The organism is Pseudomonas antarctica, from assembly GCF_900624995.1.
Taxonomy (GTDB): domain Bacteria; phylum Pseudomonadota; class Gammaproteobacteria; order Pseudomonadales; family Pseudomonadaceae; genus Aquipseudomonas; species Aquipseudomonas antarctica.
Window position 1 is genome coordinate 152,935 of record NZ_UYXQ01000006.1, and the last position, 15,830, is coordinate 168,764.

Here is a 15,830-nt window from a genome sequence, read left to right on the forward strand (position 1 = left end):
AGCATAGAGCGCCACCGAAGCCATGCACCTCCAGAGAATTCGCATGCAGACTTTTTTTATCGCGCCCACCGATTTTGGTGTGGGTCTGACCTCCATCAGCCTTGGGCTGGTGCGTACCCTTGAGCGGGCCGGGCTGAAAGTCGGCTTTTTCAAACCGATTGCCCAGCCACACCCTGGCGATACCGGCCCCGAGCGTTCCACCGAGCTGGTGGCGCGCACCCACGGGCTGAAACCGCCACAACCGCTGGGCCTGGCCCATGTGGAGCGAATGCTCGGCGACGGCCAGCTCGACGAATTGCTCGAAGAAATCATCACCCTGTATCAGCAAGCCGCCGTGGGCAAGGACGTGCTTATTGTCGAAGGCATGGTGCCGACTCGCAGCGCCAGCTATGCGGCGCGGGTCAACCTGCACTTGGCCAAGAGCCTCGACGCGGAAGTAATCCTGGTGTCGGCGCCGGAAAACGAAGTGCTCACCGAGCTCTCCGGCCGCGTGGAATTGCAGGCCCAATTGTTCGGCGGCCCGAAAGATCCGAAAGTGCTGGGCGTGATCCTCAATAAAGTGCGCACCGACGAAAGCATGGAAGCGTTCTCGGCGCGCCTCAAAGAACATTCGCCACTGTTGCGCAGCGGCGATTTCCGCCTGCTCGGCTGCATCCCCTACCAGCCGGAACTGAACGCGCCGCGCACCCGCGACGTGGCCGACCTGATGGGCGCGCAGATCCTCAACGCCGGCGACTATGAAAGCCGACGCATGACCAAGATCATCATCTGCGCGCGCACCATGCGTAACACCGTGGAACTGCTCAAGCCCGGCGTGCTGGTGGTAACCCCCGGCGACCGCGATGACATCATCCTCGCCGTGAGCCTGGCCGCAATCAACGGCGTGCCGCTGGCGGGGCTGCTGCTGACCAGCGACACCCTGCCCGACCCGCGCATCATGGATTTGTGCCGTGGCGCCTTTCAGGCCGGGCTGCCGGTGCTGTCGGTGAGCACCGGCTCCTACGACACCGCCAACCAGCTCAACAGCCTGAACAAGGAAATCCCGATTGATGACCGCGAGCGTGCGGAGATCATCACCGATTTCGTCGCCAGCCACCTTGATGCACGCTGGCTGCACCAACGCTGCGGCACGCCACGGGAGATGCGCCTGTCGCCAGCCGTGTTCCGTTACCAACTGATCCAGCGCGCACAGGTCGCCAACAAACGCATCGTGTTGCCCGAAGGCAGCGAGCCGCTGACCGTGCAAGCCGCCGCCATCTGTCAGGCGCGCGGCATCGCCCGTTGCGTGCTGCTGGCCAAACCCGCGGATGTGGAAGCAGTGGCCCGCGCCCACGGCATCGAACTGCCCGAAGGCCTGGAGATTCTTGACCCGGACCTGATTCGCCAGCGCTATGTCGAACCGATGGTCGCGCTGCGCAAGAGCAAAAGCCTTAACGCGCCAATGGCCGAACAGCAACTGGAAGACACCGTGGTGATCGCCACCATGATGCTCGCACTGGATGAAGTGGACGGCCTGGTTTCCGGGGTTATCCATTCCACCGCCAACACCATCCGCCCTGCCCTGCAGTTGATTAAGACCGCGCCCGGCTGCACCTTGGTGTCGTCGGTATTCTTCATGCTGTTCCCGGAGCAGGTGCTGGTGTATGGCGATTGCGTGATGAACCCGCACCCAAGCGCAGTGGAATTGGCGGAAATCGCCTTGCAAAGCGCCGACTCGGCCGCCGCGTTCGGTATTACGCCGCGCGTGGCGATGATCAGTTACTCCAGTGGCGACTCGGCCAGCGGCGAAGAAGTGGAAAAAGTCCGCGAAGCCACCCTGCTCGCCCACGAGCAGCAAAGCTCGCTGTTGATCGACGGGCCTCTGCAGTACGACGCCGCCGCCAACGAAACCGTGGCCCGGCAGTTGGCGCCCAACAGCCAGGTCGCCGGCAAAGCCACGGTGTTTGTGTTCCCCGACCTGAACACCGGCAATACCACGCACAAAGCCGTGCAACGCAGTGCCGATTGCGTGAGCCTGGGCCCCATGCTGCAAGGCCTGCGCAAGCCGGTAAACGACCTGCCGCGCGGTGCCCAGGTCGACGACATCGTGTACACCATCGCGCTGACTGCGATTCAAGCCGCCAACCGACCTATGGATATCTAAATGCTGGATTTTCTACCTGCTGCCGTGCGCGGGGTGATCGCGTCTTTGTTGTTGGCGTTGAACACGATCCTGCTGTGCTCGTTCCTGTTTATCGTCGCGCTGTTCAAGGCGCTGCCCTTTGCCAAGCGCTTCAGCGAATGGCTGATGAACCACACCCACGAAGCCTGGGTGACCAACAACAAAGGCTGGATGAACCTGGTACGGCGCACGCGCTGGCACCTGACCGGCCTTGAAGGGCTGGACTATGAGCACTCCTATCTGGTGACCAGCAACCACCAGAGCTGGGTCGACATCATGGTGTTGCAGTACGTGCTCAATCGGCGGATTCGCCCGCTGAAGTTCTTCCTCAAGCAAGAGCTGATCTGGGTGCCGGTAATTGGCCTGGCGTGGTGGGCGCTGGGTTTCCCGTTCATGAAGCGCTACACCAAGGCCTACCTGGAGAAGCACCCGGAGAAGAAAGGCAAAGACCTGGAAACCACCCGCAAGACCTGTGCAAAGTTTCGTGACAACCCCGTGGGCATTTTCAACTTTGCCGAAGGCACGCGTTTTACACCGGGCAAACATGCCCAGCAGAAATCGCCGTTCCGCTACCTGCTCAAGCCCAAGGCGGGCGGGATTGCGTTTGTGCTGGATGCCATGGGCGAGCAACTCAAGTCATTGGTGAACGTGACCATCCACTACCCAGCCGGACGCCCAGGTTATTGGGATTTGTTGTGTGGGAATGTGAAGGACGTGGTGGTGCACTTCGAAGAGGTGCAGATTCCAGCCGGGTTTATCGGCAAGAACTATGAGCAGGATGGGGAGTATCGTTTGGCGTTTCAGGGCTGGATCAACCAGCTGTGGGAAGACAAGGATGCGCTTCTAGGCAAGCTTCACACAGATTATCCAAATAACAGGTGATCAAAATGTGGGAGCGGGCTTGCTCGCGAAAGCGGAGTGTCAGCCAATACATGTGTGGCTGATAAACCGCTTTCGCGAGCAAGCCCGCTCCCACACTTGCCCGGATAACTTTCAAGATCCCACAGAAAAGCCCGCCACCGAGTGCTCGGTGGCGGGCTTTTTTGTGGCGGCGAGGTTTAGATCGCGCCGCGCTGACGCAACAGTTCCAGCACTTGCTTGACGCTGTCTTCCAGCGACAAGGCGTGGGTGTCGATCACAAGATCGGCATTCAACGGCACGTCATACGGGAAGGACTCACCTGGGATGTTATCCCCGCCAGCTGCGTACAGGCCTTGCGGATCACGCTCGGCACACACCAGCGGCGACGCTTGCACATAGACCGTGAGCAAGCGGTCGGCACCGATCAGCGCCTTGGCCTGTTCGCGGCCTTCGGCATCCGGGGCCACGAATGCAGCGAGGGTCAGCAGGCCGGCTTCGTTGAACTGGCGCGCCACGTGAGCGGCTCGACGCCAGTTCTCGGTACGCCCGGCACGGTCCTGCGGCAACCCTTTGTTCAGGTCGTGGCGCAGGTTCTGGCCGTCCAGTACGAACACCGCACGCCCCATGTCGAACAGCTTGCGCTCAACCGCGTAGGCCAAGGTGCTTTTGCCCGCGCCCGACAGGCCGCTGAACAACACGGTAGCCGGCTGCTGACCGAAGCGCTGGGCACGTTCTTCGGTGGCCACATGGGCCAACTTGCCGTGATGCGTGGCCGAGCCGTGGTTGACCGGCGGCGCGATGATCATGCCCGCAGCCACGGTGCCGTTGGTCAAACGGTCGATGACGATAAACGCACCGGTGGTGCGGTTGCTGTCGTAACCGTCCAACGCGATGGCGGCGTCAAGGCTGACCTTCACCCGGCCAATCTCGTTCAATTGCAGCGAACTCGCCGGGCCTTCAGCCAAGGTGTTCACGTCCACGCGATGCACGATGCTGGTGATGGAACCCGGCACGTAGCTGGTGGCGCGCTTGATGTCGTATTTCTTGCCCGGCAGCATCGGCTCTTCGGCCATCCACACCAGCATGGCGTCGAAGGCGTCGGTCACTTGCGGTACGTTGTCGGCATGCACCAACAGGTCGCCACGGGAGATGTCGATCTCGTCTTCCATGGTCAAGGTCACGGCCTGGCCTGGGCCCGCGTGCTCCAGCTCACCTTCGAAGGTGACGATGGATTTGACGCGGCTGCTCTTGCCTGACGGCAGCACTACCACTTCATCGCCCTTGTGCACGATGCCGCTGGCCAAGGTGCCGGCGAAACCACGGAAGTTCAGGTTCGGACGGTTGACGTACTGCACCGGGAAACGCAGGTCGGTGTAGTTGCGGTCGTTGGCGATCTCGACGGTTTCGAGAATCTCCATCAGCGACTGGCCGGTGTACCAGGGCGAACGTTCGCTCTTGTTCACCACGTTGTCGCCCTTGAGCGCCGACATCGGTACGAACGCCATGGTGCTCGGTTTGAAGGCGATGCCGTCGGCGAACTTCAGATAATCAGCCTTGATCTGCTCGAAGATACTTTGGTCAAAGCCATTGATGTCCATCTTGTTGACGGCCACCACGATGTGCTTGATACCCAGCAACGAGGCGATAAAGCTGTGACGACGCGTCTGGGTCTGCACGCCGTAGCGGGCGTCGATCAGGATGATCGCCAGGTCACAGGTGGAAGCACCGGTGGCCATGTTGCGGGTGTACTGCTCATGGCCGGGGGTGTCGGCGATGATGAATTTGCGCTTGGCGGTGGAGAAGTAGCGGTAGGCAACATCAATGGTGATGCCCTGCTCGCGCTCAGCCTGCAGGCCGTCGACCAGTAAGGCCAAGTCGATGTCGTCACCGGTGGTGCCGGACTTCTTCGAATCGCGGGTGATGGCTTCCAGGTGATCTTCGTAGATCATCTTGGAGTCGTGCAGCAGGCGCCCGATCAGGGTGCTCTTGCCGTCGTCGACGTTGCCGCAGGTCAGGAAGCGCAACATTTCCTTGCGCTCGTGCTGGCCCAGGTAGGCGAGGATGTCCTCGCTGATCAAATCAGATACGTGCGACATGACAGCCCCTTAGAAATAGCCTTGACGTTTTTTATCTTCCATCGAGCCTGCACCATCGTGGTCGATGACACGGCCCTGGCGCTCGGAAGTTCGCGTCAGGAGCATTTCCTGAATGATGTCCGTCAGCGTTTCGGCTTCGGACTCCACCGCGCCCGTCAACGGGTAGCAGCCAAGGGTACGGAAACGTACTTTCTTTTTGACGATTCGGGCTTTGTCTTCATCGGACAAGTGCTCGAGGATGCGGTCGTCGTCGATCATGATCAACGTGCCGTTCTTCTCGATCACGTCGCGCTCGGCGGCGAAGTACAGCGGCACAATCGGGATGCCTTCCAGGTAGATGTACTGCCAGATGTCCAGCTCGGTCCAGTTGGACAGCGGGAACACACGGATCGACTCACCCTTGTTAACGTTGCCGTTGTAGACGTTCCACAGCTCCGGGCGCTGGTTCTTAGGGTCCCAACGGTGTTTGCTGTCGCGGAACGAGTACACGCGCTCTTTGGCGCGGGATTTCTCTTCATCACGACGGGCACCGCCGAATGCTGCGTCGAAACCATGCTTGTCCAAGGCCTGCTTGAGGCCTTCGGTCTTCATGATGTCGGTGTGCTTGGCGCTGCCGTGGGTGAACGGGTTGATGCCCTGCGCCACGCCATCCGGGTTAACGTGGGTGATCAGGTCCAGGCCAAGTTCTTCGACCATTTTGTCGCGGAACGTGTACATCTCCTGGAATTTCCAGCGGGTGTCGACGTGCATCACCGGGAACGGCAGCTTGCCCGGGAAGAAAGCCTTGCGCGCCAGGTGCAGCATCACGGCGGAGTCTTTACCGATCGAGTAGAGCATCACCGGGTTGTCGAACTCGGCGGCGACCTCGCGGATGATGTGGATGCTTTCCGCCTCCAGCTGTTTCAGATGCGTCAGTTTGTCGACCATGGCTACTCACGGAAAAACGATCTTATGGACGGCCAGCGGGCCGTGTTCGAGCGGGGCATGCTAGCACAGCACCTGCTTCTATTCAGGGAGCCATCTAGATCGAAACGGCATATGAATATGCCGCGAGGTTTGGCCCAACTCGGTCGAATGTGGGAGCGGGTTTGTGTGGGAGCTGGCTTGCGTGCGATGCAGGCACCTCGGTGTATCAGTGACACACAGTTGATGCCATCGCAGGCAGGCCAGCTCCCACATGTTGTCCCTCGCCGAGGTTAGATCGGGTTCGGGCAATCGATGAACAAATGCTCCAGGGCAAACCGCCGAGCCAGGTAATCGCCCAGCGCTTGGACGCCGTAGCGCTCAGTGGCGTGATGCCCGGCAGCAATAAAGCTGATGTTGTTTTCCCGCGCGCTGTGGAAGGTTTGCTCGCAGGCTTCACCGCTCAGGTACAGGTCGACACCGGCGGCAATCGCCTGGTCGATGTAGCCTTGGCCACCACCGGTGCACCAGCCGACGCGGCGGATCATCTCGCTGCCTTCGATCAACAACGGCTCACGGCCCATGACCTCCTGCACACGACGGGCGAAGTCACGGGGCGACAACGGCTCGGCGAGGGAACCGACCAGGCCAACGATTTTCGGGTTGCTCGGGTCCAGCGGGCCTTCGACGGTGATGTCCAACTGGCGGGCGAGTTGCACGTTATTGCCCACGTCCGGGTGCAGGTCCAGCGGCAGGTGGTAGGCGAGCAGGCTGATGTCGTGCTTGAGCAGGGTTTTCAGGCGGCGCTGCTTCATGCCGGTGATACAGGGGTTTTCGCCCTTCCAGAAATAACCGTGATGCACCAGCACCAGGTCGGCCTGGGCCTCGACGGCGGCGTCCAGCAGGGCCTGGCTTGCAGTCACGCCGCTGACGATGCGCATCACCTGCGGGCGACCCTCGACCTGCAGGCCATTGGGGCAATAATCGGCAATTTTTGCACTGCCGAGGTAGCGGTCCGCTTCCTCGACGAGGGTGGTAAGGGGGACGGCCATAAAAGACTCCTAAATATCCCGTTCGCAGGCGTCGCAGCCTCGTATAATGCGCGACATTATGGGCGCTCTCGCGCCCCCTGCAACCTGTCAGGACTTACTTGATGCTCAAGGCACTGCGTTTTTTTGGATGGCCATTGTTGGCTGGCGTGCTGATCGCGATGCTGATTATTCAGCGTTATCCCCAATGGGTGGGCTTACCCAGCCTTGATGTGAACCTGCAACAGGCCCCGCAAAGCAATTCGGTGGTGCAAGGCCCGGTGACCTATGCCGACGCCGTGGTCATCGCCGCGCCCGCCGTGGTCAACCTGTACACCACCAAGGTCATCAACAAACCGGCGCATCCGTTGTTTGAAGACCCACAATTTCGCCGCTATTTCGGCGACAACGGGCCCAAGCAGCGCCGCATGGAATCCAGCCTCGGTTCCGGAGTGATCATGAGCCCGGAAGGCTACATCCTTACCAACAACCACGTGACCACCGGCGCCGACCAGATTGTGGTGGCCCTGCGTGACGGCCGTGAAACCCTGGCCCGTGTGGTCGGCAGCGACCCGGAAACCGACCTCGCGGTACTGAAGATCGACCTCAAGAACCTGCCCTCGATCACCATTGGCCGCTCCGAAGGGCTGCGCGTCGGTGACGTCGCGCTGGCCATCGGCAACCCGTTCGGCGTCGGCCAGACAGTAACCATGGGCATCATCAGCGCCACCGGCCGTAACCAGTTGGGGCTCAACAGCTACGAAGACTTTATCCAGACCGATGCGGCGATCAACCCGGGCAACTCCGGCGGCGCGCTGGTGGACGCAAATGGCAACCTGACCGGCATCAACACGGCGATTTTCTCCAAGTCCGGCGGCTCCCAGGGCATCGGTTTTGCGATCCCGGTGAAGCTGGCGATGGAAGTGATGAAGTCGATCATTGAGCACGGCCAGGTGATTCGCGGCTGGCTGGGCATTGAAGTACAGCCGCTGACCAAGGAGTTGGCCGAGTCGTTCGGCTTGACCGGGCGCCCAGGCATCGTGGTCGCGGGGATCTTCCGCGACGGCCCGGCGCAGAAAGCCGGCCTGCAATTGGGCGATGTGATCCTGAGCATCGACGGTGAACCGGCCGGTGATGGCCGCAAGTCGATGAACCAGGTGGCGCGGATCAAGCCGACCGACAAGGTGACGATCCTGGTAATGCGCAACGGCAAAGAGATCAAGCTGTCGGCAGAGATCGGCCTGCGCCCACCGCCCGCCCCGGTCAAAGAAGAGGGATAACGGCTGCGGGAGCCCGTTCGCGGGCTCCTGTTACCTAATATTTCAAAAGAAATCGATTCTCATCAGTCATGTTATATTGTTTCAATATCGCTATTGGAACGCTCTATCATGCCGTCTCGAAGATTCGCCCCCGTGGCTGGCCTGGCCTTGGGTTTGCTGCTGGACCCCGCCTACGCCGACGACAACACTGTCGAACTGGGTACCATCAGCGTCACCTCCGACGCCTATGAATCCGCCACCGGCCCCGTCAAAGGCTACCGCGCCACACGTTCCGCCAGCGCGACCAAAACTGACACCGATCTACGCGACATCCCACAATCGGTCAGCGTGATTCCTGCCACGGTGCTCAAAGACCTCGGCAGCACCAGCGTGGAACGCGCCCTGGAATTTGCCGGCGGCGTGTCCAAGCAGAACAACTTCGGCGGCCTGACGCTTTACGAATACAGCGTGCGCGGCTTCACCACATCGGAGTTCTACCAAGACGGTTTCAGCGCCAACCGTGGCTACCCGAGCACGCCGGACGCGGCCAACATCGAGCGCATTGAAGTGCTCAAAGGCCCCGCTGCCAGCCTGTACGGGCGTGGCGACCCCGGCGGCACAGTGAATATCGTCACCAAGAAACCCCAGCCGCAAGCCTTCACCACCGTGCAAACCAGTGCCGGCAGTTGGGACCGCTATCGCACCGCGCTGGATGTGAACACCCCGCTGGACAGCGAAGGCCGCGTACTGTCGCGCGTGAACCTGGCGGTGGAAGACAACCACAGCTTCCGTGATCACGTCGACGCCAAGCGTGTATTCGTCGCGCCGTCGTTCAGCTGGCAGTTGGACCCGGACACCAGCCTTCTCGTAGAAAGCGAGTTCGTGCGCCACAGCTCCACCTTCGACCGTGGCATCGTCGCCAACCAAGGCATGTCCCGCTCCACCTTCCTCGGCGAGCCCAACGACGGCAATATCCGCAACCACAACAACCGCATCCAGGCCGCGTTGGAGCATCACCTTAATGACGCCTGGAAACTGCGCCTGGCCAGCCACTACAAACAAGGCAGCCTGTGGGGTGACGCCTCGGAAAGTCGTGCGCTGAATGCCGACGGCCATACCGTCAACCGCCGTCTGCGCGAACGCTCCACCGGTTGGCACGACAGCATCACCCAACTGGAACTGCGCGGCCTGTTCGACATTGGCAGCTGGCAGCACGAACTGTTAATCGGCAGCGAATACGAGGACTACCGCAAGAAGGAACGCGTGTCGGCGATTGCCGGCAGCCTCTACCCCATCGATATCTATAAACCGATCTACGGCCAGACCAAACCCAACGGCGCGCGCACCGGCACCGACGTCTTCGAACAGACGAAAAGCCAGGCGCTGAACCTGCAAGACCAAATCGTCTTCACCGACCGCCTGCGCGGCATGCTGGGTGCGCGCTTGGAGCACGTCGAGCAAAGCACCGACGACTTCACCCGCAACCACGCCAAGAGCCGGCAAACCCACAATGCCCTGACACAACGCGCCGGTCTGCTCTATCAGCTAACACCGCAAGTCGGGGTGTTCGCCAATGCCTCAACCTCGTTCAAGCCGAACAATGGCTTGGACGCGGGCGCAAAATCCTTCAAGCCGGAAGAAGGCGTGGGCTATGAAGTGGGGATCAAGAGCGAGCTGTTCGACGACCGCCTGAGCACCACCCTCGCCGCCTTCCATATCGAAAAAGAAAATGTCCTGGCCCTGGACCCGGCCACCATCAACAACAGCCGCGCCATAGGCAAGGCACGCAGCCAGGGCTTTGACCTGCAATTGAGCGGGCAAGTGACTGACGCGGTAAGGATCATCGGCGCCTTCGCCTACATCGACGCCGAAGTGACCAAGGGCGACAAAGCCATCCCCACCGGCAGCCGGATTCTCGGCGTGGCCAAGCGCAGCGCCAGCCTGCTAGGCGTGTATGAATTCCAGGATGGCGCGCTGCGCGGCTCGGACCTCGGCGCGGCGTTCACCTACGTCGGTGATCGCTCCGGCGAAGCCGGCAGCCCGTTCGAACTGCCCGCCTACCACACCGTCGACCTGCTGGCGCATTACAAGGCCAGCGACAGCGTCACCGTGGGCCTGAACCTCAACAACCTATTCGACGAAAAGTACTACGAGCGCTCCTACAGCAATTACTGGGTCACGCCCGGCGAGCCGCGCAACTTCACTGTCAGCCTGACCCTCAACCTGTAAAAGGACGCCCCCATGCAAGCTTTCAAATCCTTGGCCGTGATCGGCCTGCTGTTTGCCAGCCACGTCTCGGCCCACGGCCTGTGGACCGAACAACGGCGCGGCAATATCGAAGTGATCTACGGCCACGGCGCCGAAGACAATGCCTTCAAGGCACAGAAAATCAGCGGTGCCTGGGCGTATGACGCCAGCGGCAAGATGATCCCGGTCACCGTGGAGCGCCTCGCCGACCACGCACGCCTCAAGCCGCTCAAATCGCCCGCCGTTTTAGCCGTGGCGTTGGATAACGGGATGTGGTCGCAGACGCCGGACAAGAAGTGGATCAACCAGGGCCGTAGCCAAGTGCCTGGCGCGATTGAGTCGACCCAGACCTTCAAATACAGTCTGGCGATTTACCAGCCGGGGGCGAAGTTGCCGAAGCTGGATCAGATCAAGCTGCTGATCCTGCCGGAAGTTGATCCGCTGACCGTAGGACCGGGCAGGTCACTGCCGGTGCGGGTGCTGCTGGATGGCAAGCCGGCGGCGGGGATCAAGTTGGTGGGCGATTATCGCAATGCGCCGAACACCTTGAGCACCGAGACCGACAAGGATGGCCGGGCCGAGGTGCTGGTGCGTAATGAAGGGTTGAATGTGATTACGGCGCAGGTGGAGCTGCCGCTAAAAGATGCTGATGTGGCAACGCGCGGGTTGTTCACTTCGCTGACGTTCCTCGGTGAACCGCACCACGAATAACACCAAAATCTAGAGTGGGCACAGTCAGTGTGGGAACAGGCTTGCTCGCGAAGGCGGTGGATCAGCCAATACATTAGGTGGCTGACACACTGCATTCGCGAGCAAGCCAGCTCCCACATTTAGTCCTCACTCGGCTTGGTTAAAGTGCCAACGGCGCCCTTTCGCACAAGGTGTTCAGCGCCGCCGCCCACTGCGGGTCAGCATTCAAGCACGGCACCAACACCAACTCCTCGCCACCCGCTTCGCGGAACTGCTCCAACCCGCGGTCACCAATCTCTTCCAGCGTCTCAATGCAGTCCGCCACAAACGCCGGGCACATCACCAACAGCTTTTTCACGCCCTGCTGGGCCAACGCCTCAAGGCGAGCTTCGGTGTAGGGCTCGATCCACTTCGCTCGACCCAGGCGCGACTGGAAGGCCACCGACCATTTGCCGTCCGGCAGCCCCATGCGTGCGGCAAAATCCCGTGCGACGCTGAAGCATTGTGCGCGGTAACAGGTGGCAAGCACCTCAGGCGAGGCGTTCTGGCAGCAGTCGGCATCCTTGAAACAATGCCCGCCGGTGGGGTCGAGTTTTTTCAAATGGCGTTCGGGCAGGCCGTGAAAGCTCAGTAGTAAGTGATCGTAATCCTGTTCCACATAAGGCCGGGCACTCGCAACCAGCGCGTCGAGGTACTCCGGCTGGTCGTAGAACGGCTGCAAGATGGAGAATTGCACCTTGAGCTTTTTGTCGCGCACCACACGTTTGGCTTCTTCGATCACTGTGGTTACGGTGCTGTCGGCAAACTGCGGGTACAACGGCGCCAAAGTGACTTTCTCGATACCTTGGGCAGCCAGGCGCGTCAACGTCGTTTCTAGAGACGGCTCGCCATAACGCATTGCCAGCTCCACCGGGCCGTGTGTCCACTGCGCAGTCATTTGCTGTTGTAAGCGACGGCTTAGCACCACCAGCGGTGAACCCTCATCCCACCAGATCGAGGCGTAGGCATGCGCCGACTGCTCAGGGCGCTTGATCAGAATCAGCGACACCAGCAAACGCCGCACCGGCCAGGGCAGGTCGATCACGTAAGGGTCCATCAGGAACTGATTGAGGTAGCTGCGCACATCGGCCACCGAAGTGGACGCCGGTGAACCCAGGTTGACCAGTAACAACGCGTGATCCGTCATGCAACATCCTATGGCTAGAGGCGGCTGGACAAGTCTTCCAGGGCCGCGTGCAACTCAGTGAACTGAAAGGTGAAACCGGCATCCAGTAGCCGTTCGGGAAGGGCCTTCTGACCGCCCAGCAACAACCCGGACAATTCGCCCAGCCCGACCTTTAATGCAAACGCCGGCATCGGCATAAACGCCGGACGGTGCAGCACCTGGCCCAGCGTCTTGGCGAACTCGCGGTTACGCACCGGGTGTGGCGCGCAGGCATTATAAGGACCGCTGGCGTCGTCCTTGTGCAGAAGAAAATCAATCAGGGCGATTTGATCCTTGATATGTACCCATGGCATCCACTGCCGACCATGACCGATAGGCCCGCCCAGCGCCAGTTTGAACGGCAGCAGCAGCCGCGACAAAAAGCCGCCCTTGGCCGCCAACACCAGGCCGGTGCGCACCAGCACCACGCGGATGCCCATGGCTTCGGCGCGCAGGGCGGTTTCTTCCCAGGCAATACACAACTGGCTGGGAAAGTCGTCCTGCACCGGGCCGCTGGCCTCGGTCAATTCGCGCTCGCCGCCGTCGCCGTACCAACCCACCGCCGAACCGGAAATCAGTACCGCCGGTTTTTGCGTCAACCCGTCCATCCACGCCAGCAGCGTTTCAGTGAGGCTGATGCGGCTGCTCCACAGTAACGCCTTGCGCTTTTTGGTCCACGGGCGATCGGCGATGGGTGCGCCGGCCAGGTTGACCACCGCATCCACGTTGCCGATCACGTCCTGTAAGCGGCCGACACCCAACACCTGCGGGCCGCACCATTTGGCGACGGTGTCCGGTTCGCGGCTCCACACGGTCAGGCGATGCCCTTGGGCAAGCCAACGTTGGCAGAGCTGACGACCGATTAAGCCTGTACCGCCGGTCAGCAAAATGTGCATGGGACACTCCTCATGTAACGTTCGCCGCCGATCACTGGTCTATTTTATAAGCAGAGATCATTTTTAATTCGGCGCGGCTTTTCGTTTAAGCCCAAGCTTTAACCATAGGCCACGTCGTAAGAACAGGTACGCCAAAACTTATACCAAAAAACAATATTGTACAGCTATTGGTGTCGGCGTAGTCTGTACCCAACGGTAAAACGAGGCCTCCCATGACTGTTCCCATCGCGATCATTGGCACCGGCATCGCCGGTCTCTGCGCTGCCCGAGCGTTGCAAGACGCGGGGCACGCTGTAAAACTCTTCGATAAAAGCCGCGGCAGTGGTGGCCGCATGTCCAGCAAACGCAGCGATGCCGGCGCGCTGGACATGGGCGCGCAGTACTTCACCGCCCGCGACCGGCGCTTCGTCAACGAAGTGCAACGCTGGCAAAGCAACGGCTGGGCCGAGCAGTGGAAGCCGCAGCTGTACAACTTCAAGTCCGGTCAACTCACGCCCTCTCCCGATGAGCAGATCCGCTGGGTCGGCACGCCGCGCATGAGTGCGATCACCCGTGCCTTGCTTGACGATTTGCCGGTGGAATTCGGTTGCCGCATCACCGAAGTGTTCCAAGGCAAACAGCACTGGAACCTGCTCGACGCCGACGGCGGCAACCACGGCCCGTTCAGCCACGTGGTCATCGCCACGCCGGCGGCCCAGGCCACTGCCCTACTGGCCGCCGCACCCAAACTGGCAAGTGCTGCCGCCGGCGTGAAGATGGACCCGACCTGGGCCATCGCCCTGGCGTTCGACCAACCCTTGGATACACCAATGGAAGGCTGCTTCGTGCAAGACAGCCCGCTCGACTGGCTGGCGCGCAACCGCAGTAAACCCGGGCGCGACACCACCCTCGACACGTGGGTACTGCACGCCACCAGCGCGTGGAGCAAAGCGCACTTGGACCTGCCCAAGGAAGCCGTGATCGAACACCTGCACGGTGCTTTCGCCGAATTGCTGCACAGCGCCATGCCCGCACCGTCCTTCAGCCTGGCGCATCGCTGGCTCTACGCGCGACCGTCCAGCGCGCATGAATTCGGCGTACTGGCCGACGCCGACCTGGGGCTGTACGTGTGCGGCGACTGGTGCTTGTCCGGCCGGGTCGAAGGTGCCTGGCTCAGCGGCCAGGAAGCCGCGCGCCGCCTGATCGAGCACCTGCAATGAACCGCATCAATCCGGCCAAACTGCTGTTGTCGAAGTGGACAGCAGCCCACCCTCGTAACAAGGAGAAGCACTTCTTGGTCACAGAGCTGTTTCGTGACGAGGAAGGCACCGTGCTGGAAATCGAGCTGCAAGCCGTGATGACCCGCCGCACTGAACGCCTCACCTGGCAAGCCCTGCAAAATGCTGAAGCTTGGCGAATCGGCTGGAAATAGCCTTGCCGCAAATACTTGTACAAAATGTTTGACTTGTACAGGATCAAACCTATGATGAGATTTAGTTATACAAGCTTTCTAGCTTGTATAGGAATCTTGCAGAGGTTCGGCTATGTCCAGCACCGTCAAACCGAAGATCGCCATCAGCGCCTGCCTGCTCGGCGAAAACGTACGCTTTAACGGCGGACACAAACAATCCCTGCTGTGCAGCCAAACCCTCGCCGACTACTTCGACTTCGTACCGCTTTGCCCTGAAGTCGCAATCGGCCTGGGCATTCCCCGCGAGCCGATCCGCCTGGTGGGCGACCCTGCTCAGCCGCAAGCCGTCGGCACTGTGAACCGTGAGCTGAATGTCACCCGGCCGCTGGATGACTACGGTCAGCAGATGGCCCGGGAACACACGGACCTGTGCGGCTATATCTTCATGCAGAAATCACCGTCCTGCGGTCTCGAACGGGTCAAGGTCTATCGCGACAACGGCACGCCCGTTGACGGCGGCGGGCGCGGCATCTACGCCCAAGCCTTTTGCGCGCGTCACCCCAACCTGCCGGTGGAAGAAGACGGCCGCCTGAATGACCCGGTACTGCGGGAAAATTTCCTGACCCGAGTGTTCGTCTACGCCAGCTGGCAACAACTGCTTGCCGAAGGCCTCACCCGCCACCGCCTGCTGGCCTTTCACTCACGCTACAAATACTTGCTGATGGCCCACAGCCCGGTGCACTACAAGCGCCTCGGCCACCTGCTGGGCAGCATGGGTAAGGACATTGATCTCGACGCGTTAGCCGCTGGCTATTTCAGCGAGCTGATGACCGGCCTGAAAAAGTGCGCCACACGCGGCACTCACTCCAATGTGCTGCAACACATCAGCGGCTACCTCAAGCAGGCAATCAGCGCCGACGACAAGCAGGAAATGCAAACCGTCATCGGCCAATACCGCACCGGCATCGTGCCGTTGGTGGTGCCGCTGACCCTGCTCAAACATCACTTTCGCCAACACCCGGACCGCTACATCGCGCAACAGGCCTACCTGCAGCCGCACCCGGAAAACCTCAGCCTGCGTAATGCGATCTAGAC

General features: G+C 60.8%; 13 protein-coding genes. 8 read left to right on the forward strand and 5 right to left on the reverse strand.

The window, feature by feature from the left end:
* Positions 1-43 precede the first annotated feature (43 nt).
* On the forward strand, positions 44-2,143 hold the full coding sequence (pta, locus tag E0F99_RS06920) for a phosphate acetyltransferase (protein ID WP_083360226.1): 2,100 nt from the start codon (positions 44-46) through the stop codon (positions 2,141-2,143).
* Complete coding sequence (locus tag E0F99_RS06925) at positions 2,144-3,043, forward strand: acyltransferase (protein ID WP_083360227.1); 900 nt, start codon at positions 2,144-2,146, stop codon at positions 3,041-3,043.
* A gap of 176 nt (positions 3,044-3,219) precedes the next feature.
* Here the strand turns inward: E0F99_RS06925 and cysN are convergent, their stop codons facing one another.
* The 3 genes from cysN to E0F99_RS06945 form a co-directional block, all read right to left on the reverse strand.
* A complete protein-coding gene (cysN, locus tag E0F99_RS06930) occupies positions 3,220-5,118 on the reverse strand; it encodes a sulfate adenylyltransferase subunit CysN (RefSeq protein WP_083360228.1) in 1,899 nt (632 codons plus the stop codon).
* A 9-nt stretch (positions 5,119-5,127) separates the two neighbouring features.
* The gene (cysD, locus tag E0F99_RS06935; RefSeq protein ID WP_012722132.1) at positions 5,128-6,045 is read right to left on the reverse strand and encodes a sulfate adenylyltransferase subunit CysD; all 918 of its coding nucleotides are present in this window, start codon (positions 6,043-6,045) and stop codon (positions 5,128-5,130) included.
* Between the two features lie 269 nt (positions 6,046-6,314).
* Positions 6,315-7,073 carry a Nif3-like dinuclear metal center hexameric protein gene (locus E0F99_RS06945; RefSeq protein WP_083360230.1) on the reverse strand — a complete coding sequence of 253 codons (759 nt, stop codon included), beginning with the start codon at positions 7,071-7,073 and terminating at the stop codon, positions 6,315-6,317.
* A gap of 101 nt (positions 7,074-7,174) precedes the next feature.
* On the opposite strand from E0F99_RS06945, the gene algW reads away from it, so the two are divergent.
* From algW to E0F99_RS06960, 3 genes are all read left to right on the forward strand, one after another.
* Positions 7,175-8,329, forward strand: a complete 1,155-nt coding sequence (algW, locus tag E0F99_RS06950) for a Do family serine endopeptidase AlgW (protein ID WP_083360231.1) — start codon at positions 7,175-7,177, stop codon at positions 8,327-8,329.
* A gap of 108 nt (positions 8,330-8,437) precedes the next feature.
* The gene (locus E0F99_RS06955; protein ID WP_083360232.1) at positions 8,438-10,537 is read left to right on the forward strand and encodes a TonB-dependent siderophore receptor; all 2,100 of its coding nucleotides are present in this window, start codon (positions 8,438-8,440) and stop codon (positions 10,535-10,537) included.
* Positions 10,538-10,549: 12 nt separating this feature from the next.
* The gene (locus E0F99_RS06960) at positions 10,550-11,266 is read left to right on the forward strand and encodes a DUF4198 domain-containing protein (protein WP_083360233.1); all 717 of its coding nucleotides are present in this window, start codon (positions 10,550-10,552) and stop codon (positions 11,264-11,266) included.
* 139 nt (positions 11,267-11,405) lie between these two features.
* Here the strand turns inward: E0F99_RS06960 and hemH are convergent, their stop codons facing one another.
* Together hemH and E0F99_RS06970 are read right to left on the reverse strand one after the other, a co-directional pair.
* A complete protein-coding gene (gene hemH / locus E0F99_RS06965) occupies positions 11,406-12,431 on the reverse strand; it encodes a ferrochelatase (RefSeq protein ID WP_083360234.1) in 1,026 nt (341 codons plus the stop codon).
* Between the two features lie 14 nt (positions 12,432-12,445).
* Entirely contained in the window at positions 12,446-13,345 is a 900-nt protein-coding gene (locus E0F99_RS06970) for a TIGR01777 family oxidoreductase (RefSeq protein ID WP_083360235.1), read from the reverse strand.
* A gap of 212 nt (positions 13,346-13,557) precedes the next feature.
* Here E0F99_RS06970 and E0F99_RS06975 point away from each other — a divergent pair, with 212 nt between their 5' ends.
* The 3 genes from E0F99_RS06975 (at position 13,558) to E0F99_RS06985 (ending at position 15,828) form a co-directional block, all read left to right on the forward strand.
* Positions 13,558-14,544, forward strand: coding sequence for an NAD(P)/FAD-dependent oxidoreductase (locus E0F99_RS06975; RefSeq protein ID WP_083360236.1), 987 nt, complete (start codon positions 13,558-13,560; stop codon positions 14,542-14,544).
* Positions 14,541-14,756 carry a TIGR02450 family Trp-rich protein gene (locus E0F99_RS06980; protein ID WP_083360237.1) on the forward strand — a complete coding sequence of 72 codons (216 nt, stop codon included), beginning with the start codon at positions 14,541-14,543 and terminating at the stop codon, positions 14,754-14,756. Before E0F99_RS06975 ends, E0F99_RS06980 begins: the two co-directional genes overlap by 4 nt.
* 112 nt (positions 14,757-14,868) lie before the next feature.
* A complete protein-coding gene (locus tag E0F99_RS06985; protein WP_083360238.1) occupies positions 14,869-15,828 on the forward strand; it encodes a YbgA family protein in 960 nt (319 codons plus the stop codon).
* Positions 15,829-15,830: the final 2 nt, after the last annotated feature.